Here is a 17,626-nt window from a genome sequence, read left to right on the forward strand (position 1 = left end):
TCTTCTCTGTAATCTCGCGCCGGGGGTTGTGCACCCCTGGACAGAGGATAGGGGGGGGCGGCCATCCGGTGATTCCCGTATGGTGTCGTGCTCAGAAGGAGGAACACGGTCAGTGCACGGTCCAGAGACTCACGATCATATTCATCCGGTATGCGTAAACCCGGGGTCATGCCTGATTCTATAAAGCCATAATCTTGAAGAAGGGATTCCTGTCCTGCTCCTGATCGTGTGATGGAAGGACGAGGGGGTGTGCCGCCCCCCCCTCCAGTGCGATCGGTATGGGGAGACAGTCACGTCACACCGATCTTCACGTGCGAGCGAGAGTGAACACCTGGTCGCCGGGATTGCCCTACTCCCTGCCGTTTGTTTCTTTGAACCTGATGAGGTCGGCGATGCACCGGTTGTATGGGGTCGGGACCTGGAGTACCTCACCCTGGTCGGCGATATAGCCGTTGAGCAGGTCGATCTCGGTCCGCCGCCCGGCCTGAATATCATAATACATCGAAGGGTAGGCGGTGTCGAAGTCAGGGACCTGCACCATGAAGAGGTGGTCGAGGTAGGCTTCAGCAGTCGTCCAATCTGTCCTGACGCCTTTTGCCTCCATCACCATGAAGGTCTCGCGGACGATCGCCCCGATCACCTGCCGCAGGCGGGGGTCGGCCGCCCTCCCCACCTGGACAGAGAGGAGAGCGCAGATCGGGTTTACCGAGAGGTTCAGGAGGGACTTCGACCATTTTGCCGACCTGATATCGGTGCTGGCCTCGACAAGGACTCCGGCCGACCTGACCATCTCCACGAGACGGCCAACCATCTCCACGTCAGGGCCCGACCAGTGGCCAAAGATCATCGGGCTGCTCTGGCTCTTCACCCTCACATGTCCATCGCCGACCACCGAGAAGTTGGTGGTGACTGTGCCGCCGATGACGTTCCTGGCATATTCGGCGATGACCTCCTCATTGCCGATCCCGTTCTGGAGACTCGCAACCGTTCTTCCCTTGAGGACGTCGGCGTACTCCTCACAGATCGCTCTCGTGTCAAATCCCTTTGCGGTGATGACGACGAGATCAGGTGCCGGCAGGCTCTCCTCCAGGCCGGTGATGCAGGCGATCTCCCTGACAGTGCGGTCCCCCCAGACCCCTTCCATCACGAGGCCGTCTCTTCTGATCGCCCCGGCATGGCGCGGCCTGCATGCCACCGTGACATGGGCGACGGCTGCAAGTGCCCCGGCAAGGGAGAGCCCGACCCCCCCCGCACCGAGGACCAGGACATCGGGTCGATTTGCCTCAGTCATAACGCTGCTGATCTTGGACGCATGGCCGGATAACGGTATCCCGCTATCCTCTTCTCCCGAAGACGGCGGCCAGGGACGAGGTAAGGGCAAGGACCGGCCCGAGCACCAGTCCTGCCCAGAGGAGGAGGCCGAGCAACCCGACCCCGGCCATCTCCAGAGCAAAGCCTTTCCGTTCTGTTTTCATCCCTGCCCTGACGGCGACGGTCCCGAGCGCCAGCGGCGCGAGGGCGAAGAGGAGCGTGAAGAGTGCGGCGGGCGACCACCCGGTCTGTGCGAGGGCGATTCCCATCTGGAGGAGGACCATTGCTCCGCCTCCGATGTACAGGAGTCCGGCGACCACGGCCATGATGCCTGGACCGTCGGGACGATGTGGGGTTCGGGCAAGGACGACGGCTCCGATGGCGAGGACCAACACCAGGGGGCCGAAGACCAGGAGCGGGATCTGCCCTTCCCAGAGGTGGACACCGACCACTGAGAGTGGGACGGTAAGCCATTCTATGAGAGAGAACTCTTCCCTGAACCCGACCGAGAGCCCGAAGTTCCCGTCTTCCCCTGCGACGGCGGCATAGTAGGTGCCAGGGGTGGCGACGTCCAGGGAATATGTCGCCACCCGTGAGAGGGCCGAAGGAGTGAAGGGTTCGTACTCTGGACGCACCGGCGCGCGGCTCTCCACAACGACCACGCCGGCATCAGGAGGGACCTCGACGCCGGCAGGCACGGTGCCGGACCTGGCGATCCCCGGCCCCATCACCGCCAGCGTCGGCAGGGCGGCGGAGTAGCCTGGGGGTATGAAGAGTCCAAGACGGAGTTTGTCGCCCTCCTCCAGGTCAAAACGATAGTACTTTACCCCTCCGCCCGGTGGGAGGGTGTCGTAGACCACCCAGGACTTTTCTGGATCCTCGATCTGGAGCGCATGATCGAGATGATCGTTCTCTCCTCCCTGGACCGGGACATGGGCCATGCCTGCGGTGCAGAGGCAGAGGACCAGCAGGCACGCGAGAAGGTGAGGCCAGTCATTGATGCCCATCACCCTCGCACCTGGACGTGACGGTATATGAAGGTACGGCTTTGTGGAAATTCCTCTGGATGGGACTCTCTGGCGGGGGGAGGCCAAGCCCCCCTAACCCCCCGCTGATGAAGAGTGGCGGGGGGTCGCATCCTGTCTTCACGCTCATCGTTCTGCCTCCCTGCTCCAATCGCCATCCCAGGAGTCCGGGGGCGGAGCCCCCGGCAAGGTGTAGCGGAAAGGCACGTCGATCAGGACAGCACCTCTCATCACGTGCCGGCAAGAGGGCCCCTGACCCCCCATGATGAGGATAGATGGGTTCTGTAAAAACCCTCACCACTTACCACTTGTGTGGGGGAGAGGTGTGTCGCCCGCCTTCCTGCCCCTTTGGTCGGGGCGAGTGCCGCCCTGACCCCCGGGACCACGATAGGGTCGGGAAGGCTGAATAGATGACCATAAAGAGAGTGCTGCCGTCCTCGACCTCTCGTGGAGCGGCACGCCCCCCGCCAGAGAAATTCATCAAGAGGATTTCTACAGAGCCGATATATGGGGGCGGCGATGGGACAACGATCTCCTGTCTTGAAAAAGGATGATCCATCACCAGGAAATTTTCATCCCGTATGCGTGAGGCGTGATCTCGCCTCATGCCGGATTTTGTGGGGTCAGGGCATCGTTCTTATCTGGTGCGAGGAGAGTGGAGGGCGTTCTGGATCCGTAGCCTCCAGACCGTGGTCCCTGGTGTGTCTGCACCTGAGGACATGCCGGGACAAAGCCCCTGGACAAGAGCATATATGAACAGCCAGCGTGCACTCATCCCTATGGCCTGGACGCGGGCCCTTCTTGAAGAGCGGGAGGTCAGGACACCTGAAGGGACATTTATTCTCACCCTTGAGAGAGAAGATCTCTCACCCCTCTATCCTACCATGGAGCGCTACACCCTCACCCTCTGGGCAGGAAAAAGAGCCGCCGCAGTCTTCAGGACCAACACCTACGAATACTCCCCGACCGTCGGGCTCGACCCCCTTTCTGTCGCAAGACAGCGCGCCCGGCAATGGGAGGAAGGGCTGAAAGACGATCCTCTTGAATTTCTTGCATATCTCAAAAAAATCCCTCTCCGCGCCCCCCCAGCACTCCCGCTCACCGATGTGGTCGTCGTGCAGGGAAGCCCGCGGGCCGACGGGAACTGCAGCATCCTTGCAGGATGGGTTGCAGAAGAGGTCAGGGCCTCAGGAAAATCAGTGCAGGTGCTCTACCCCGACGACATGGATATCCATCCATGCATCGGATGTTACCAGTGCTACAACACCGGCACCTGCACCTTTGATGACGAGATGGAGGGAGTCGTCCGCGCTTTACGGTATGCCCGCCTCCTTATCGTCTGTTCACCAGTCTACACCAATACCGTACCGGCCGGGCTCAAGGCCCTCATCGACCGCTGCCAGGCCCTGCACGCCACGCTGAACTTCACGGGGAGGAGGATAAGAATGGAGGTGGTGTGCGGCCTCCTCCTCGGAGTCTGCGGGCGGCAGGGCCAGGAAAACTTTGCGTGTCTCACCCAGGTCGTCGAGGTCTTCATGGAAAACCTCGGGATCACCGTCGCCGGCATGGTGCTGGTCGACGGTGTCGACCGGGTGCGAGACATCAGGACAATTCCTGGCCTTGAGGGGCGTGTGCGCGCGGTGGTGCAGACCGCACTCAGTACTTCGTGTTCTCCTTCATGATCTTGAGCATGTCCAGCCAGATCACGAGTTCGCTCTTCTCGGAGTCTTCTTCACCGCTCTTGATGATCCCCTTCACAAACCCGTCGGCACTCGTGCCCTCGTCGATCTGCTCGACATTCTTCTCAGAGACCTGGATGACACTGTGGACGTCGCCGACGATCACCCCGACGTTTGCCCCGCCGGTCGCCTCTGGCATCAGCACAATGATCTTCTTTGTGATCTCGGTCTCCAGGTCATCTGGGACGCCGAGGAGGCTGGCGAGGTCGATGATCGTCGTCACCTCGCCCCTGAGATTGATCAACCCGGCGATATGGGCCGGGGCCCTGGGGACAGGGGTGATCGGGATCATCTCCACGATCTCCCTGGCAAGGTGGATATCCAGGGCATAGCACTCCCCGCCCAGTTCAAACTTCACGACATCGATAGTCTCAGCCATGCCGGGACCTCACTCGAGTTTGAACTCGTCGACCTTTTCACTGAGGCCGCCGACCATCTCGGCGACTTCCTGGGCGCCGCTCCCGACCTCCTGGGCCGAAGCGGAGACTTCCTCAGTGAGGGCGGCCATGTCTTCGATGCCGTGCATACTCTCCTCGGTCATGCCCTTGGTTTCGGCTACCTTCTCGGTGACGCGGTTGGTGTTGTTGGCCTGGTCCTCGGTCGCCTTGGCGATCTCGGTCACGTTCTCCTTGACCTCTCTGGACATCATGACCAGGTGGTTGAGGGCCTCGAGGGTCTTTTCGACACTGGCGATCCCCTCGTTGATCTCGGCATAGACCCCTTCCATGTCCCTGGCCGTCATCTCGGTCTGGCCCTGAATGGCGGTGATAAGGCCTTCGATGTTGCTGGTCGCCTTCTTCGACTCGCCGGCAAGGTTTCTGACCTCGCCTGCGACGACGGCAAACCCGCGGCCATGCTCGCCGGCCCGTGCCGCCTCGATCGCGGCGTTGAGGGCAAGGAGGTTGGTCTGGTTGGAGATGTCGGTGATCAACTTGACGATCTTGTCGATCTCCTGCATCTGGGAATTGAGTTTGCCGATCTCACCCACCGCCCGCTGGGCGACGGTCACAACCTCCTGCATCTTAGAGGTTGCTTCCTGGCCGAGGTTCTTTGCCTGTTCTCCGACTTCAGCACCCTTCTCGGTGTTCTCAAGCACTTCCTGGCAGGTGCTGGCGATCTCCTCGACCGAGGCCGAGAGGTCAGACATCGCACGTGCTGCCTCTTCGAAGTTGTCGAGTTGTTTCTTGGAGTCGTCGGACGCCTTCTGGCTCTTTATCGCGACCTGCTCGATCGCCTTTGCGATCTCCTCTGAACTCTTGCTCGTCTCGTCGGTGTTGGTGTCGATGTCCTGGATCGCCCTGGTGATCTCACCGAGCATATCCCGCATCTCTTTCTGTGTGCCGAGGAAGTCTTGTTTCAGCACCTTGAGGGGGTCGTCGTCCCTGAGGGCGAGGGCCGCGGTGAGGTCTTTCTTCGCCATGGCATCAAGCGCTGCTGCCAGTTCATCGGCACTCTGCTTGAGGCGCCGTTCGTTCTCTTTGGCCTCCTTCTCCTGCTGTTTGATGACGGTGATGTCCTGGACGACCTCGATATGTCCGATCCGCTCACCGTTCGCGTTATTAAGATACCCGCAGTCGAGCTGGAAGTTCTCCTCGCCGTCGTCGAAGTAGGTCGTGATCGCTTCCTTTCCGCTCTTCCTGAGCTGCTTGATCGCACATCCGTCATTGTGGCAGAGCGGACCGTTGGTCGCGCTGCAGTGCTGCCCCATCAGGCGTTCGCGGTTAAGGCCGAAGGAGTCTGCAAAGGCGGTGTTCATCGCCGTCCAATTCATCTTCATGTCGGTGACGGTGATCGGGTACGGGATGGCGTCCAGGATCTCCTGGTACCACTGGGCCTTCTTGGCTGCCTCTTTTGCAAGGGTCTCCGCCCGCTTCCTCTCGTCATCTGCGTCGGTGGTGTCGACAAGGACCATGAGGACGGACTCGATGTTGCCGTCTCCATCAAGGAACGGGATGGTGTACTCGATGGCGTTCCGTACCCTGGTGGGGTACTCGACGACCGTCTTGGAGAACCCGCGCGTCTTCTTCTGGAAGGTGTCCTTGAGCCCGTCCCCTTCCTGTTCGAGGATCTTGAAGTCGTTGACATTCATTCCCACGACTTCGTCACGATTCATTCCACTGAATTCTTCATAGGCCCGGTTGTCGTCGGTGACATTACAATCGGCGTCCAGGAAGAGCATCGGGATCGGGTTTTCAGATATAGAACGCTTGAAATTGTCGAGCTCTGCGGAGAGTGCGGTGTTCTCTTCTTCGCTCTCCTGCAGTTTCCCGATAAGCCTGTTCACTGCCGCAACGATCGGTTTTGTCTCTGCGTCGCACTGTTCCTCGTCGAGGGTTTTTGAAAAGTCCCCGGTCAGTACCCTGGAGATGGTATCAGTAATCTCTATTGTTTCCACGTCTCTTCACCTTGCCAAGATATGCTCTGCACTCCGCCTTGCGTCAGGAATTCGTTCTTCAATTGTGGGGATGGCTTCATTCTGGCCCACCAGTTGTGACGTCCGCGCCTGGCTGAGTACTTAGTAAATCCGATTTCTACAATATAAATGTTCCTATTAATTTATTTTTTAATTCTGTGATATTTATGAATAATAATTAACAAATAAGCTGGCATCCAGAAAAGCAGCTTAATTAACTTCACATCTAGGTCCGGGGGTGTGAGTTGCCTGCACATATGGAAATCATTTTAATAACGATGATTTTTTAATGATCTATTGACAAAAAAAAGCGATAAAAATCCATATTATTTCAACAGACCAGATTAAAGCAGGTATTTTGAATCCTAATCCCGCGGACATCGTCTCCCCCGACTGCTTGCCATTCCCTATCACTCGTGCTAGAGTTCTCCTGCGGATGAAGAACAGTGGGGGAGGGGATGGATACGTGGGTGCGCGACGAGGAGGTGAGGATCACTTCACTATCATTCCTGTAGATGGCCCCATAGATCTGCCTGAGTGCTCTTCTGATCCTGTGTCTTCCCACCTCGATCGCGCCTCCGCCCCTCATAGGATCGAGGGCGGCAGCGCCCTCATCATGCTCATCTGCCCCCCCAACTTCATCATCCTCCGAAGGTTCAGGGGCGCCGCGACCCCGGTGGGGAGATATGAAGACGCAGTTGAGGTTCGCTTGCCCCAAGAATGGGGAGGATTTCTACAGGACTTGAATGACTAAGATCCATAAGTGGCGTTTTTTCTACCAATTATAACCCAGAAAAGAAATGCGAGGGGTGGGATTCGAACCCACGGACCCCTGCGGGAATGGATCTTAAGTCCACCTCTTTTGGCCTGGCTTAGATACCCTCGCTCTCCTACAAAATAGACACCCAACAACAAAAAGGTGATGGCATATCAGGAGGATTAGAAGATTCTTTTCTTGACTTTTAAAAATTATAATGAATAAACATGAAAAAATCTCTTCAAATAAGCATCTATTTCTAAAATGGCGCAGGTAAAAACAATAAAATATCAAAAAGTCCTACCCTAATGCCCGGAGGTGACATCAGTTCACCACAGTCCAGATCCTCAGGATGAACACGCCTCCAGGCCGTGCGACGCCGTCCTGCATTTCACTATACTGCACACCTCAACATAAAATGTCCATTCTCCGGCGTCGCACAATATATTCTGCACGACACGCGAGAAAATATCAGATAGAGCAGACGGCTCACCCGGCAATCCACGATCCCCGACAACCAGGCACGAATTCCTTGCCGTCATCATGATTGCCGCAGGATGCGTCCAGACCCCCCCCATCCCCCTCGAAGAGGTGCAGAAGGCCAGGGCGGCCAGTGCCGAGGCAAAGAAACCGTTTCTCGACGTACTCCTCAACCAGGTGGAGCAGACTGAGACCGAAGAGATCGCTGGCGTCCCGATCCAGGTCATCACCCAGACGAACGACGCCACGAACGAGACCATCGCCCTCTCCATCCATGGCGGCGATTGGACCTTCAACCGCGCCGAGTACCCGATGGCCTACCTCTTTGCACAGAACCTCGAGCTCACCATCTATTCGGTCGACTAACAGCCCTTCCCTGCGCCACTTGACGACTGTTGTGTCGTCTACGAGATCCTGATCAAGGACCACGACCCCGCGCATGTCGTCGTCATGGGCGACTTGACTGGCGGCAACCTTGCCCTCACCACCATGGTCAGAGCCTATGAGGAGAACCTCCTCTCCCCGGCCGTCGCCCACCGGTGGGAGCGACAGCCTGTACACCAACCCAACGATGGCCTCGACCCGTTCCTCTCCCGCGAGACCCTCCTTACCGGGTTCACTCTCTATGCGAACTTCTCGGTCGACAACCCCCCTCATCGTCACCGGCACCCATGACCTTCTGCTGAGCGAATGCTCCAGGGTCCATCAGGCGATGACACACGGCGGCGTCGACGCTGATCTCTACGTCTATGAAGGGATGTGGCACGTCTTCGAAGGCGCTCCCGCCCCTGAAGGCCGACGCCGCCAGCCAGGACATCGCGACCTTCCTCCTCGGTCACCTCGGGGAGGAATCCGGCCACTCAAAAATTCCTCCTCCCCGAGGGGCACGGTATAAATACCAGGGCGTACGCCCTGCCCCACCGGAGGGGGACAGAACGAACACCCTGCTGGTTATACTTACAATTACGGTGCTGGGACTTGTCGGACTGATGGTGGTCTTCTCCGCGCTGCAGGCCCCTGAAGTCGGGGCCCCGGAAAAGAAGAGCGAAGGAGCGCAGATACAACTCCCGGCACCCAAGGAGCGTGGGGGGAGAGCAATCGAGGAGGTGCTCGCCACGAGACGGTCGGTGCGAGACTACGCCGAGACGCCGCCGGGCCTCGACGACCTCTCGCAACTCCTCTGGGCGGCGCAGGGGGTGACCGATGAACTGAGAGAGTTCAGGACCGCACCATCGGCCGGGGCGCTGTACCCGCTTGAGGTCTACGTGGCGGTCGGCGAGGTGACCGATCTCCCCGCCGGGGTCTATCGCTATCTCCCAGCCGAGCACCGGATCGAGAGCGTCGTCGAGGGGGACGTCAGGCGCGACCTCTCGGGCGCGGCCCTCAACCAGTCGGCGGTCGAGGACGCCGCGGCTGTCATCGCGATCGCCGGAGTGTATGAGCGGACCACCGGGAAGTACGGCGAGCGGGGGGTCAGGTATGTGTATATGGAGGCCGGGCATGCGGCTCAGAACATCTATCTCCAGGCCACCTCCCTCGGACTCGGGACGGTCTCGATCGGGGCATTCGATGACGACGAGGTGAAGCGCGTCCTCGGGATGAACGAGGACGAGCGCCCGCTCTATCTGATGCCGATCGGGAGAGTCGAGGGGTGAGAATAAATTACGCACCGCACCCCCCGCTCCTCCTCTTTCTCGTGTCCGGAGCGCGGCTCCTCCCTCGTCAGGGTACCAGATGTACTTTCATGCCCAACTCACGCGGCGTCGCGCTCCCTGCGCGTATGACGCGGGGGAGTGATTGTATCTTATGGGTATCCAGAAAAGTGAGAGAAGAGTGGCCGGGGACTGTATTTCGTCTTCATGATCATCGCTCTGCCTTCCTGTCCCATCTTCGTCCGGGGGGAACCGAGCCTCCGGCGCGGTGGTGCCGGAAGGCGTGATGATCAGGACATGCCGCACTCAATCACAGGGCCGACACTACAGTCTCGCGCCGGAGGGCGGCGATTGAGTGGTCCTTCAGGTCGTGATTGAGGGGGATCCGTCCACTCTCCGAAACGCTGCTCAGAGCAATATTCAACTGATTATGCCCGAACCAAGAGTTCATGCCGAATTCTACAGAGCGGAAAGATCAAAGATCGATCTGCCGCGCCCTGGAGAAGGGTGAGATGAGATATTCATCAGGTATGCCTGAAGCGGCCTTTGCGTTCTGAGTTATTCTACAGAGTGAGAATTATCTATAGGCCCGATTCTTGAAAGTGTTCCAAAGACTCCTCTGGTCATTGTTTCTGGAGGAAAAACATAGAGTCCCAAAAAAAGTCTCTGATACTTGAATGATGCCGTGCCCCGCGGGAGAAGGACGGCGGAAAGCGAATGCTGACGCTCACCGCGTAGACTGGATGTGACAGAACGCACATCCTAAAAAAAGGAGAAAGAGAAAATCTCAGTATCTCCGGTATTCGTTGCGCGGGCGTGGCGGGCGAGCTTCGTCAATCCGAAGCGTGCGCCCCTCGAACTCAGTCTCGTTCAGGGCTTCCTTGGCGCTCTCGGCCTCTTCAGGGGTGCCCATCTCAACGAATCCGAATCCCTTGCGCTCAATGACGCGGACGCTCTTGACGTCGCCGTACTGGGAAAACAATTCTTCCAACTGATCTTCAGTTACCGAATATGTCAGGTTTCCGACATACAACTTGCTGGTTTCCATTACAGGTCTCCACTACTATGATGATTCTTATAGGTGATGAATCCTTGGGTGGCAAGATGCAGATCGGTAATGCGGAGGCCCGATTCTATGCATCCCCCTCCTTTCCCCTGCACCAGAACCTTGCTCACCCTGGTTTACTCCCGCACAATCTCGGCTCCGGTCTCCCTGACCGCCGCCTCGACCGCGGCCAGGAGCCCGGCGTCATGGAGGGCATGGTCGAGCATCGGGAACCCGACTACCAGGGCAAGGGGCTTGAGCACGAGGAGCGGGGGCTGACCGGCCTTCTCGGGGTGCGATCCCGGCGCCACCACCTCGGTGGATCCGTCCTCCCAGATGGCGAGGTTTCCATATCCCTGGGCGTCCCAGAGTTTTCTGATGATCTCGCGGGTATGCAGCATTCTCTCTCCTTCAGGAGGGATCGTGGCGGACGTGAGGTATCAAGGTTGTGGCCTCCCCGACTCGCAGAGGGGAAACGGCACCTTCATGCCGTGCCGGCGCGAGTCTTCCATGACACGCCGATGGAACACGCCGACTACGCACCATCTCTGACCGCTGGCCTTGAAGAGGCCCTGGCAAGAGGGGACACTGAGACCATACAGGCCGCGCTCCACGACCTCCTCCTGTACAAGGCCGTGCACCCACTCGCGCCCGCCGATCTGGATATCGTCGTCACGGTGCTGGACCGCGGCGGGCGGGCGGCGCGGACGGCCCTCCAGATCGTGCATGCCTCGGTGACGCGCCAGGGGACACTCCCTGCAGATCGGGAGGCCGCGCTCGTGCGGCTCCGCGGCGTCCTTGAAGATGCAGGAGAGGACCGCACCGCAGTGAGGCACGCCCTCCATCTCCTCGCGATTTTAGGCGACGGCCGGGCGGTGATCGAGCACCTGGTCGCCGCCGGCAATGCGGTGCAGAAAGACGTCTACCTCTCCCCGGTGCTGGCGGCTGCGCTCATTCGCTACGACGCCGACCTCGCCGACCTCCAGATGGGTCTCAGTAGAAGGGCGGCAGACGAAGTCGGGGTCATTAGGGAGTACGCCCGCGACCCCAGGGCCTACGAGGCAAGAGCGCGCCGGATGCAGGACGACGAGGTCGAAGTGCTGTAGGTTGTCACCCTGAAAAGATCGCTCTTTTCTCTCATCACGACACAGGCATATATCATGGACCCCCCCTCAGAGATCTCTGGCACCCTGCAGGCCCTGGCCATCATGGCGTCGCTTTTCGTGATCGTCATCGGGATGCGCTACTCTGCATATATCGTCAACCTCCTGCTCATTTCTGTAATCCTGACCATCCTTGCACTCCCGGCAATGGACATGCTCAGAAAACGGGGCCTGCCCGACCTCGCCGCCATGGGCGTCATCTCGGCCGTCGCCGCAGTGGTGCTGATCGTCGGGGTGGTGATCACGGTCAGTTCGCTTGAGACGCTGCTCGCCGACCTCCCGACCTACCAGGCCGACCTGCAGATGCGTCTTGCCGACCTGACGGCGCTCTTCCAGGACATCGGGATCGACGCTTCGGCATTCACTCCTGCGTCATTCCATCTCGCCGATGTCGTTACGTTCATCGAGCCCTACGCGATCGGGCTTGGGAACGCCCTCATGTACCTCTTCTTCATCCTGATCACGACGATGTTTGCGGTCCTGGAGATCCCCCATATCTCTGAGCGCCTGAAGCGGGGGCTGGTGCGTGAGCCAAAGACCTTCGTCGGGATCGAGAAGATGAGCAGGCTCATGATGGACTTCGTGATTGTGAGGACCGAGGCAAATCTCATCCACGGCGTCCTCTTCGGGCTCTCGCTCTGGCTCATGGGGATCCATTCCGCCGTGCTGTGGGGCGTCCTCACATTTATCCTGGCCTTCATCCCCTATATCGGCCTGATCATCGCCGCCCTCCCGGCAATATTCTTTGCCTGGCTCCAGTACGGGCTCTGGGGGGCGGCGGCGGTCGTGGGGATCGTCGTTATCCTCAACGCCGTCGTCGAAAACCCCATCTATGCCAAGATCGCATCGAGACGGTTTGAGATGCCGCCGATGGTCGTCATCCTCTCGCTCATCATCTGGGGCTGGATCCTCGGGCTTCCAGGCATGATCTTTGCCGTCCCGATCACGCTCCTCCTGGTCATCTTGCTCCAGTGCAGCGACGAACTGCGCTGGATCAACGACCTCCTCGGGGTCTCCGGGATCTTTGGGGAGAAGGCGTGCAAGAACGGTCCTGAGTGAGGTCATATTTTTTTCGGGGCCGGTCGCCGGGTGCGTCCCCGGCCTCGACCGGCACCCGCCGCCATGTTCTGTCGTCTCTTATGCCCTGCCCCAGGATACTACGGATATCCGTAATATTTATTGCCGACACTGCTGTAGAAATAAATATGGGCATACCCACAATCGCACGCATCCGCCTCTCGCTGGGAATGGTGCAGATCGCCATGAATATGCTCTGGGAGGTAGACCGGGGACGAAAAAGTCCTCTCTCCCCTGCCGCCACGGAGATCCTCTACTCAGCCTACTTCTACAGAATCTGTATGGGTGATGTCGCCGGCATGCTCGATGTGTCCCGGAGCACTGCCACCGATCTCATCAACCATCTCGAAAAAGAGGGATATGTCCACAGGGTTCGCAACCCGGATGACCGACGGGCCTACTATATTGTCCCCACCAGAAAAGGGGAAGAGTGGCTCCTTGCGATTGAAGGACGCCTCTTCGCTTACTTCGAAGAGGGGATGGCGCAGTTGACAGGGGAAGAGCAGCAGGAGTTTGCCCGACTGTGTGCGAAGTTCACCGGCGTCCATGACGGGACGTCGTTTTCAAGCGTGCTTCGGGATCTGAAACGATCACGGGACCGCCTGCATGTGCCGATGACGGTCGTGAGAGAGGGCAGACTCCTGAGACTCGAAGAAGTGGCCGATGCACGCTATCATGCAGATGAAGATCATCAGGTGATACAGATGTTTGAAAAGAGAGTACCGGAAACCGATGACGGCATCCAGGACGAGATGATCGTCGAGATCTATGAAGAGATGCAGAAGAACCTGAGGGACGCGGGGCACCTCCCTGTCGAAGGACTTTTCGAATCCGGGATCAAAGCAGGTACGGCCCTTGAAATCGGTCCGGGCCCAGGCTATCTCGGTCTTGAATGGCTGAAGGCAACCGAAGAGACCAGGCTGGTTGGTCTTGAGATCAGTCGGGCGATGATCGCCTCTGCAGAAAAGAACGCCGAAGGCTACGGTCTTGCGGCGCGGGTCCGTTATCAGGAAGGCAATGCTCTTGCGATGCCGTTTGAAGACAGCGTCTTTGATGCGGTCTTTTCAAACGGCTCTCTCCACGAATGGGAGTCTCCGGAAAGGGTTTTCGATGAGATCTTCCGCGTCTTGAAGGTGGGCGGGCGATTCTGCATCACCGACCTCAGGCGCGATCTCTCCCCTGGGATCTACCGGCAGATGTACGAGTCCTGCGAACCCCCTGAGATCAGGCCCGGCTTTGAGACCTCGGTCAGAGCGGCGTATACCAGGGAGGAGATCATGGATCTGCTCAGGCGTTCGCACCTGGCCGGCTGGCAGGTGATCGCCCATCCCTACGGGCTGGTGATACACGGAAAGAAAGCGTGACATGGTACGCTCAAAAAAATTCTTTTTTTCCAGGTCTGGCGGGCCGAACTGGCAGAGGACACGTCCTGCCGCATGAAAACCGATCCCTTCATCCTCCTCTCCGCTGAAGATCCGTCTATGGATGTGAACTTCTGCCGGTGCTATGTCGGCGACGGCACGCCGCCGTCGAACCGGTTCTGCCGCTCCTGTCCCGACGCCGCGAGCGCCTGCGATCCCCTGTGGCGCCGGGTGATCGCCCTTGCCGGTTCAAAGGACGGGGCGCCGGTCCCGCTGCCCGGCACCCGTGCGGTGCTCTTTCCCAACCCGAAGAACTCCGATTTTGTGAGGCTCCAGGTGAACTGTCGCTGGGGTCTCCCGAAAGAGGATTTTCTGTATTATATCGCCACTGGCCATGCAAAGATGGGGTGAAAAGGGGCACGCAACGATCCCCGTGCGTTCCCGAGCATGACGCGGCAGGAACCGTACGTGCAGGCGATCGTCGAGATGCTTGGGGGCCCGGACGCCCCGGAGGTCGCGGCCGTCCGGAAGGTGCAGCGAATAGGGACGCCTACTCTTTCTGCCCGGCCCTGAAGGTCCGGAGGCGGTTGAGGGCCGCGGCGAGTTCGAAGGGCCTGAAACCCGCAAGTCCGCCGACCGGGTGGGAGGTGAGGACGTCGAGGCCTTCTCTCTCGACCTCGGCGGCGACGGCCTGCACCACCTCTTCGAGGGTCGAACCTCTGTTCATCAGGCGCTTTGCCATGAGCATGCCATGGGCGATGGCTGCAGTCTGGGCCGGGTCGACGACCTGGGCCACGGCCGAGAGGTCGACCTCGTGGACACCGAACCTGATCCCGCGAACACCGTCGGCCGCGACCTTTGCGTCCCGTCTGCCTTTGCGCGCGTCGATGCTCCGCGCCTCGGGCACCCGCCGCATGAAGGTGCCAAACCCTTTTTTGGGTGAGGTGAACCGTTCCGAGGCATAGCGCGCGGCGATCGCCTGCGCCCGTGCGGTGGCGTCTTCAGGGCGGTAGGCCTGCATGCAGACGACGGTGTCGGCGATGTCGAAGTAGTCGCCAGACCCCCCGATGACGAGCACGGTCGAGACGCCGAGGTCGTGGTACAGTGCCCGCGCCCGGTCGATGAAGGGCGTGATCGGTTCCTGCTCGTCGGCGACGAGTTCCTGCATCCGTCGGTCGCGGATCATCATGTTCGTCGCCGCGGTGTCCTCGTCGATGAGGAGGAGGCGGGTGCCGGTCTCCAGGGCTTCCATGATGTTGGCCGCCTGCGAGGTGCTCCCGCTCGCGTTCTCGGTGGAGAAGGCGCGGGTGTCCCGGCCGTCGGGAAGGTCGGCGATGAAGGGCGAGATATCGACCTGCTCCACCCGGCGGCCGTCCTCGGCGCGGATCTTCACGGCGGTGGGGTCGGCGACGACGTACTCCCGGCCGTCGCCCGGGACGTGGGTGTAAACGCCGCGCTCGATCGCCCGCAGCAGAGTGGACTTGCCGTGGAAGCCGCCGCCGACGATGAGGGTGATGCCGGCCGGCATGCCCATGCCGGCGACGGTGCCGCGGTTGGGGAGAGCGATCTCGATCCGCAGGGAGGGCGGCGAGGTGAAGGGAACGGCGTTGCGGAGGGGCCGGTCGTCCACCCCGCTTGCCCGCGGGAGGACGGCGCCGTCGGCGACGAAGGCGACGAGGCCGCGGTCATGCAGCGCGGCCCTGAGGTGGTCGGCGTCCTCGCTCACTTTGAGGTGGCGGTCGAGGGCGGCGGCGTCGACGGCGGAGTAGAGGAGGGAGGCACGCACGAGGGCCGGGACATCCTCGAAGAAGATCGCATCCGCCTGCCGCCCGAGCACGCTCCGGCCGCGTGCCGGGAGCCCGACGGTGAACCGGACTTCGACGGCGTGCTCCGCGGTGACGACGACCGAGGAGCGTTCCAGCACCTCCTGGCCGGGACGGGCGACGGCGATCTGCCCGCTCTTCCCGCTCCCCCGGCGGTTTGGGCCCGCGGCGTCGATGGCCGCAGCAAAACCCCTGGCAAGGAAGTCCCTGAAGGCCACCTCGCGGGTCTTGGTCGAGACGCACCCGGCCGGGAAGCCTGCGACGTTTGCCGCCACCCGCACCCGCACGCGGCTCGGGGCGGCGAAGGGGTCGCCCTGGGCGTGGTCGATGATGAGGGAGAAGTCGTCGAAGGCGTAGGCCCCCTCGCAGTCTTTGTATGCCTTGTATCCGCGGCCGTCGATCCGTCTCAGGATGTCCCTGAGCCGTCCGGCCGGTTGTATCGTCTCACAGGCCATGGTTGGGGTAGGTATGGGGGAGGGGGATGATAGGGTTTTCGAGAGAGGAAAAGGGGGGTCAGGGAGAAGAAGAAAGCGAAGCGGTATAGATCACACCGGCTGAAGAGCGTCCTCTGGGAGTTCTTCGCTCCTGAGATACCTGATCTCAGGTTCGTCCAGGACGCCGCTGACAAAGTAGAAGAAGTACGGTGCAAGGGTCTGACACTTCTCGAATTCATTCTCGGTCACATAGAAACGGACGCCTTCACTGTTCTTCCTGACCGCTTTCACCTCGACATATCGTGGGGTACCGTCGGTCTCAAAGGAGGCGATATCATACCCACGACGGTGGTCGTCTGAGACCAGACGCACCCGTTTGGCCAGATCGATGCACCCGGCGTCTCGCAGACGTTCTCTCTCAAACTCCAGCACGATCTCTTCGGCAAGTCCCCTGAGATACCCCCTCTTCCTGCCCGACTCCTCAAAATCGATAAGGTCGCCAGAACTTTTTGCGTTGTTTTGTAAGGATGCGCACTCAAAATGCTCGAATGTCGGTCTGACTGACGGTTCTCTATCTTCAGGGAGGGGGAGTGTAGCAAGCATCCAGCAGAAAGAATGAGCGTCGAGGAGCGAGACATTCTCCACCCCCTCGCCGATCAAGGCGGTGCGGACCTGTTCCATGACGGCAAGATAGGCCGTGTAGTTCTCCCATGAACACTTCTGCGATGTCTTGAGCGGGGCATCGAGCATCTCGAAGGCCCGGTCGAAGTTTCTGGTAGCGATGGGCAGATAGCGGTCAGGGTCGAGGAGGAAGAAGAGGTACGCAACATAGGCATACTGTCGTCCTGCATGGTCGACGATCCGCTCGAAGGCCTCGGCATGAGGGATCTGTTCATGATACAACTCAAAAAGGGTTTTTTCGTACGCTGCTGTCTGTGCTGGATCTTCCAGTGCTGTGTACAGAGACTGATGGGGGCGCCCCTCCTCGCCCCGGCGGTTTTCCCATTGCACCAGATTATTACGTATATCAAGGGTGGGGTTATTGATCTCGATCGCGGCGATAACATGCCGGAGGATCTTGCCTGTGCCAATGTTGTCCTCATTCCAGTTCTCGAATTCGAGGATCCTCCGCCCCTGTCTAGAGATCTCAACCTTATAACCTTCCTGCTTCAGGGGTTCGCCGGTGTGGAATGAGTCAAAGTGTTCGCCGAACTCCAGGTAGATTGCTTTTTTGAACCTGAGATACTGGCGATGAAACGTAGAATATGAGAGTTGAGGGGTATTCATACATTAGAATCATTGGAAATGTATATGCCGATTTCCATACTGTTTCGAAACATGATTGC

16 protein-coding genes and 1 tRNA gene are annotated in these 17,626 nt (G+C 59.6%); 8 read left to right on the forward strand and 9 right to left on the reverse strand.

Annotated elements, in window-relative coordinates; all coding sequences use genetic code 11:
- Nucleotides 1-349: 349 nt before the first annotated feature.
- Entirely contained in the window at nucleotides 350-1,291 is a 942-nt protein-coding gene (locus tag J2129_RS03395) for a ketopantoate reductase family protein (RefSeq protein ID WP_209629468.1), read from the reverse strand.
- A 43-nt stretch (nucleotides 1,292-1,334) separates the two neighbouring features.
- Complete coding sequence (locus J2129_RS03400) at nucleotides 1,335-2,318, reverse strand: hypothetical protein (protein WP_209629470.1); 984 nt, start codon at nucleotides 2,316-2,318, stop codon at nucleotides 1,335-1,337.
- 770 nt (nucleotides 2,319-3,088) lie between these two features.
- Here J2129_RS03400 and J2129_RS03405 point away from each other — a divergent pair.
- Nucleotides 3,089-4,018, forward strand: a complete 930-nt coding sequence (locus tag J2129_RS03405) for a flavodoxin family protein (protein WP_245320578.1) — start codon at nucleotides 3,089-3,091, stop codon at nucleotides 4,016-4,018.
- Here the strand turns inward: J2129_RS03405 and J2129_RS03410 are convergent.
- From J2129_RS03410 to J2129_RS03420, 3 genes are all read right to left on the reverse strand, one after another.
- Nucleotides 3,993-4,454, reverse strand: coding sequence for a chemotaxis protein CheW (locus tag J2129_RS03410; RefSeq protein ID WP_209629472.1), 462 nt, complete (start codon nucleotides 4,452-4,454; stop codon nucleotides 3,993-3,995). The two genes, J2129_RS03405 and J2129_RS03410, sit on opposite strands and share 26 nt — an antisense overlap.
- Before the next feature lie 9 nt (nucleotides 4,455-4,463).
- The gene (locus J2129_RS03415; protein ID WP_209629474.1) at nucleotides 4,464-6,470 is read right to left on the reverse strand and encodes a PAS domain-containing methyl-accepting chemotaxis protein; all 2,007 of its coding nucleotides are present in this window, start codon (nucleotides 6,468-6,470) and stop codon (nucleotides 4,464-4,466) included.
- Nucleotides 6,471-7,289: 819 nt separating this feature from the next.
- A tRNA-Leu gene (locus J2129_RS03420) sits at nucleotides 7,290-7,374 on the reverse strand.
- A 414-nt stretch (nucleotides 7,375-7,788) separates the two neighbouring features.
- Between J2129_RS03420 and J2129_RS03425 the strand changes: the two genes are divergently transcribed.
- The 3 genes from J2129_RS03425 to J2129_RS03440 all read left to right on the forward strand — a co-directional run bounded on the left by J2129_RS03425 (nucleotide 7,789) and on the right by J2129_RS03440 (nucleotide 9,380).
- The gene (locus J2129_RS03425; RefSeq protein WP_209629476.1) at nucleotides 7,789-8,091 is read left to right on the forward strand and encodes a hypothetical protein; all 303 of its coding nucleotides are present in this window, start codon (nucleotides 7,789-7,791) and stop codon (nucleotides 8,089-8,091) included.
- A gap of 84 nt (nucleotides 8,092-8,175) precedes the next feature.
- Nucleotides 8,176-8,400: an alpha/beta hydrolase gene (locus tag J2129_RS03430; protein ID WP_245320580.1), complete on the forward strand. Its 225-nt coding sequence runs from the start codon at nucleotides 8,176-8,178 to the stop codon at nucleotides 8,398-8,400.
- Nucleotides 8,401-8,474: 74 nt separating this feature from the next.
- Nucleotides 8,475-9,380, forward strand: coding sequence for a SagB/ThcOx family dehydrogenase (locus J2129_RS03440; protein WP_245320581.1), 906 nt, complete (start codon nucleotides 8,475-8,477; stop codon nucleotides 9,378-9,380).
- A 784-nt stretch (nucleotides 9,381-10,164) separates the two neighbouring features.
- On the opposite strand, the gene J2129_RS03445 is transcribed toward J2129_RS03440, so the two are convergent.
- On the reverse strand, nucleotides 10,165-10,425 hold the full coding sequence (locus tag J2129_RS03445) for an RNA-binding protein (protein WP_209629481.1): 261 nt from the start codon (nucleotides 10,423-10,425) through the stop codon (nucleotides 10,165-10,167).
- 134 nt (nucleotides 10,426-10,559) lie between these two features.
- Nucleotides 10,560-10,823 (reverse strand): hypothetical protein, encoded by a 264-nt coding sequence (locus J2129_RS03450; RefSeq protein WP_209629483.1) that lies wholly within the window; start codon nucleotides 10,821-10,823, stop codon nucleotides 10,560-10,562.
- A 90-nt stretch (nucleotides 10,824-10,913) separates the two neighbouring features.
- Between J2129_RS03450 and J2129_RS03455 the strand changes: the two genes are divergently transcribed.
- From J2129_RS03455 to J2129_RS12995, 4 genes are all read left to right on the forward strand, one after another.
- Entirely contained in the window at nucleotides 10,914-11,528 is a 615-nt protein-coding gene (locus J2129_RS03455) for a hypothetical protein (protein ID WP_209629485.1), read from the forward strand.
- A gap of 54 nt (nucleotides 11,529-11,582) precedes the next feature.
- Entirely contained in the window at nucleotides 11,583-12,644 is a 1,062-nt protein-coding gene (locus J2129_RS03460; RefSeq protein ID WP_209629487.1) for an AI-2E family transporter, read from the forward strand.
- Between the two features lie 146 nt (nucleotides 12,645-12,790).
- Nucleotides 12,791-14,026 (forward strand): methyltransferase domain-containing protein, encoded by a 1,236-nt coding sequence (locus J2129_RS03465; protein ID WP_209629489.1) that lies wholly within the window; start codon nucleotides 12,791-12,793, stop codon nucleotides 14,024-14,026.
- Nucleotides 14,027-14,098: 72 nt separating this feature from the next.
- Entirely contained in the window at nucleotides 14,099-14,434 is a 336-nt protein-coding gene (locus J2129_RS12995; protein ID WP_245320585.1) for a hypothetical protein, read from the forward strand.
- A gap of 139 nt (nucleotides 14,435-14,573) precedes the next feature.
- Here J2129_RS12995 and J2129_RS03475 read toward each other — a convergent pair whose 3' ends face one another.
- Together J2129_RS03475 and J2129_RS03480 are read right to left on the reverse strand one after the other, a co-directional pair.
- On the reverse strand, nucleotides 14,574-16,301 hold the full coding sequence (locus tag J2129_RS03475) for an ABC-ATPase domain-containing protein (protein WP_209629491.1): 1,728 nt from the start codon (nucleotides 16,299-16,301) through the stop codon (nucleotides 14,574-14,576).
- Between the two features lie 90 nt (nucleotides 16,302-16,391).
- Complete coding sequence (locus J2129_RS03480; RefSeq protein WP_209629493.1) at nucleotides 16,392-17,567, reverse strand: DUF3883 domain-containing protein; 1,176 nt, start codon at nucleotides 17,565-17,567, stop codon at nucleotides 16,392-16,394.
- Nucleotides 17,568-17,626: the final 59 nt, after the last annotated feature.

It is taken from the genome of Methanofollis sp. W23, assembly GCF_017875325.1.
Lineage (GTDB): Archaea > Halobacteriota > Methanomicrobia > Methanomicrobiales > Methanofollaceae > Methanofollis.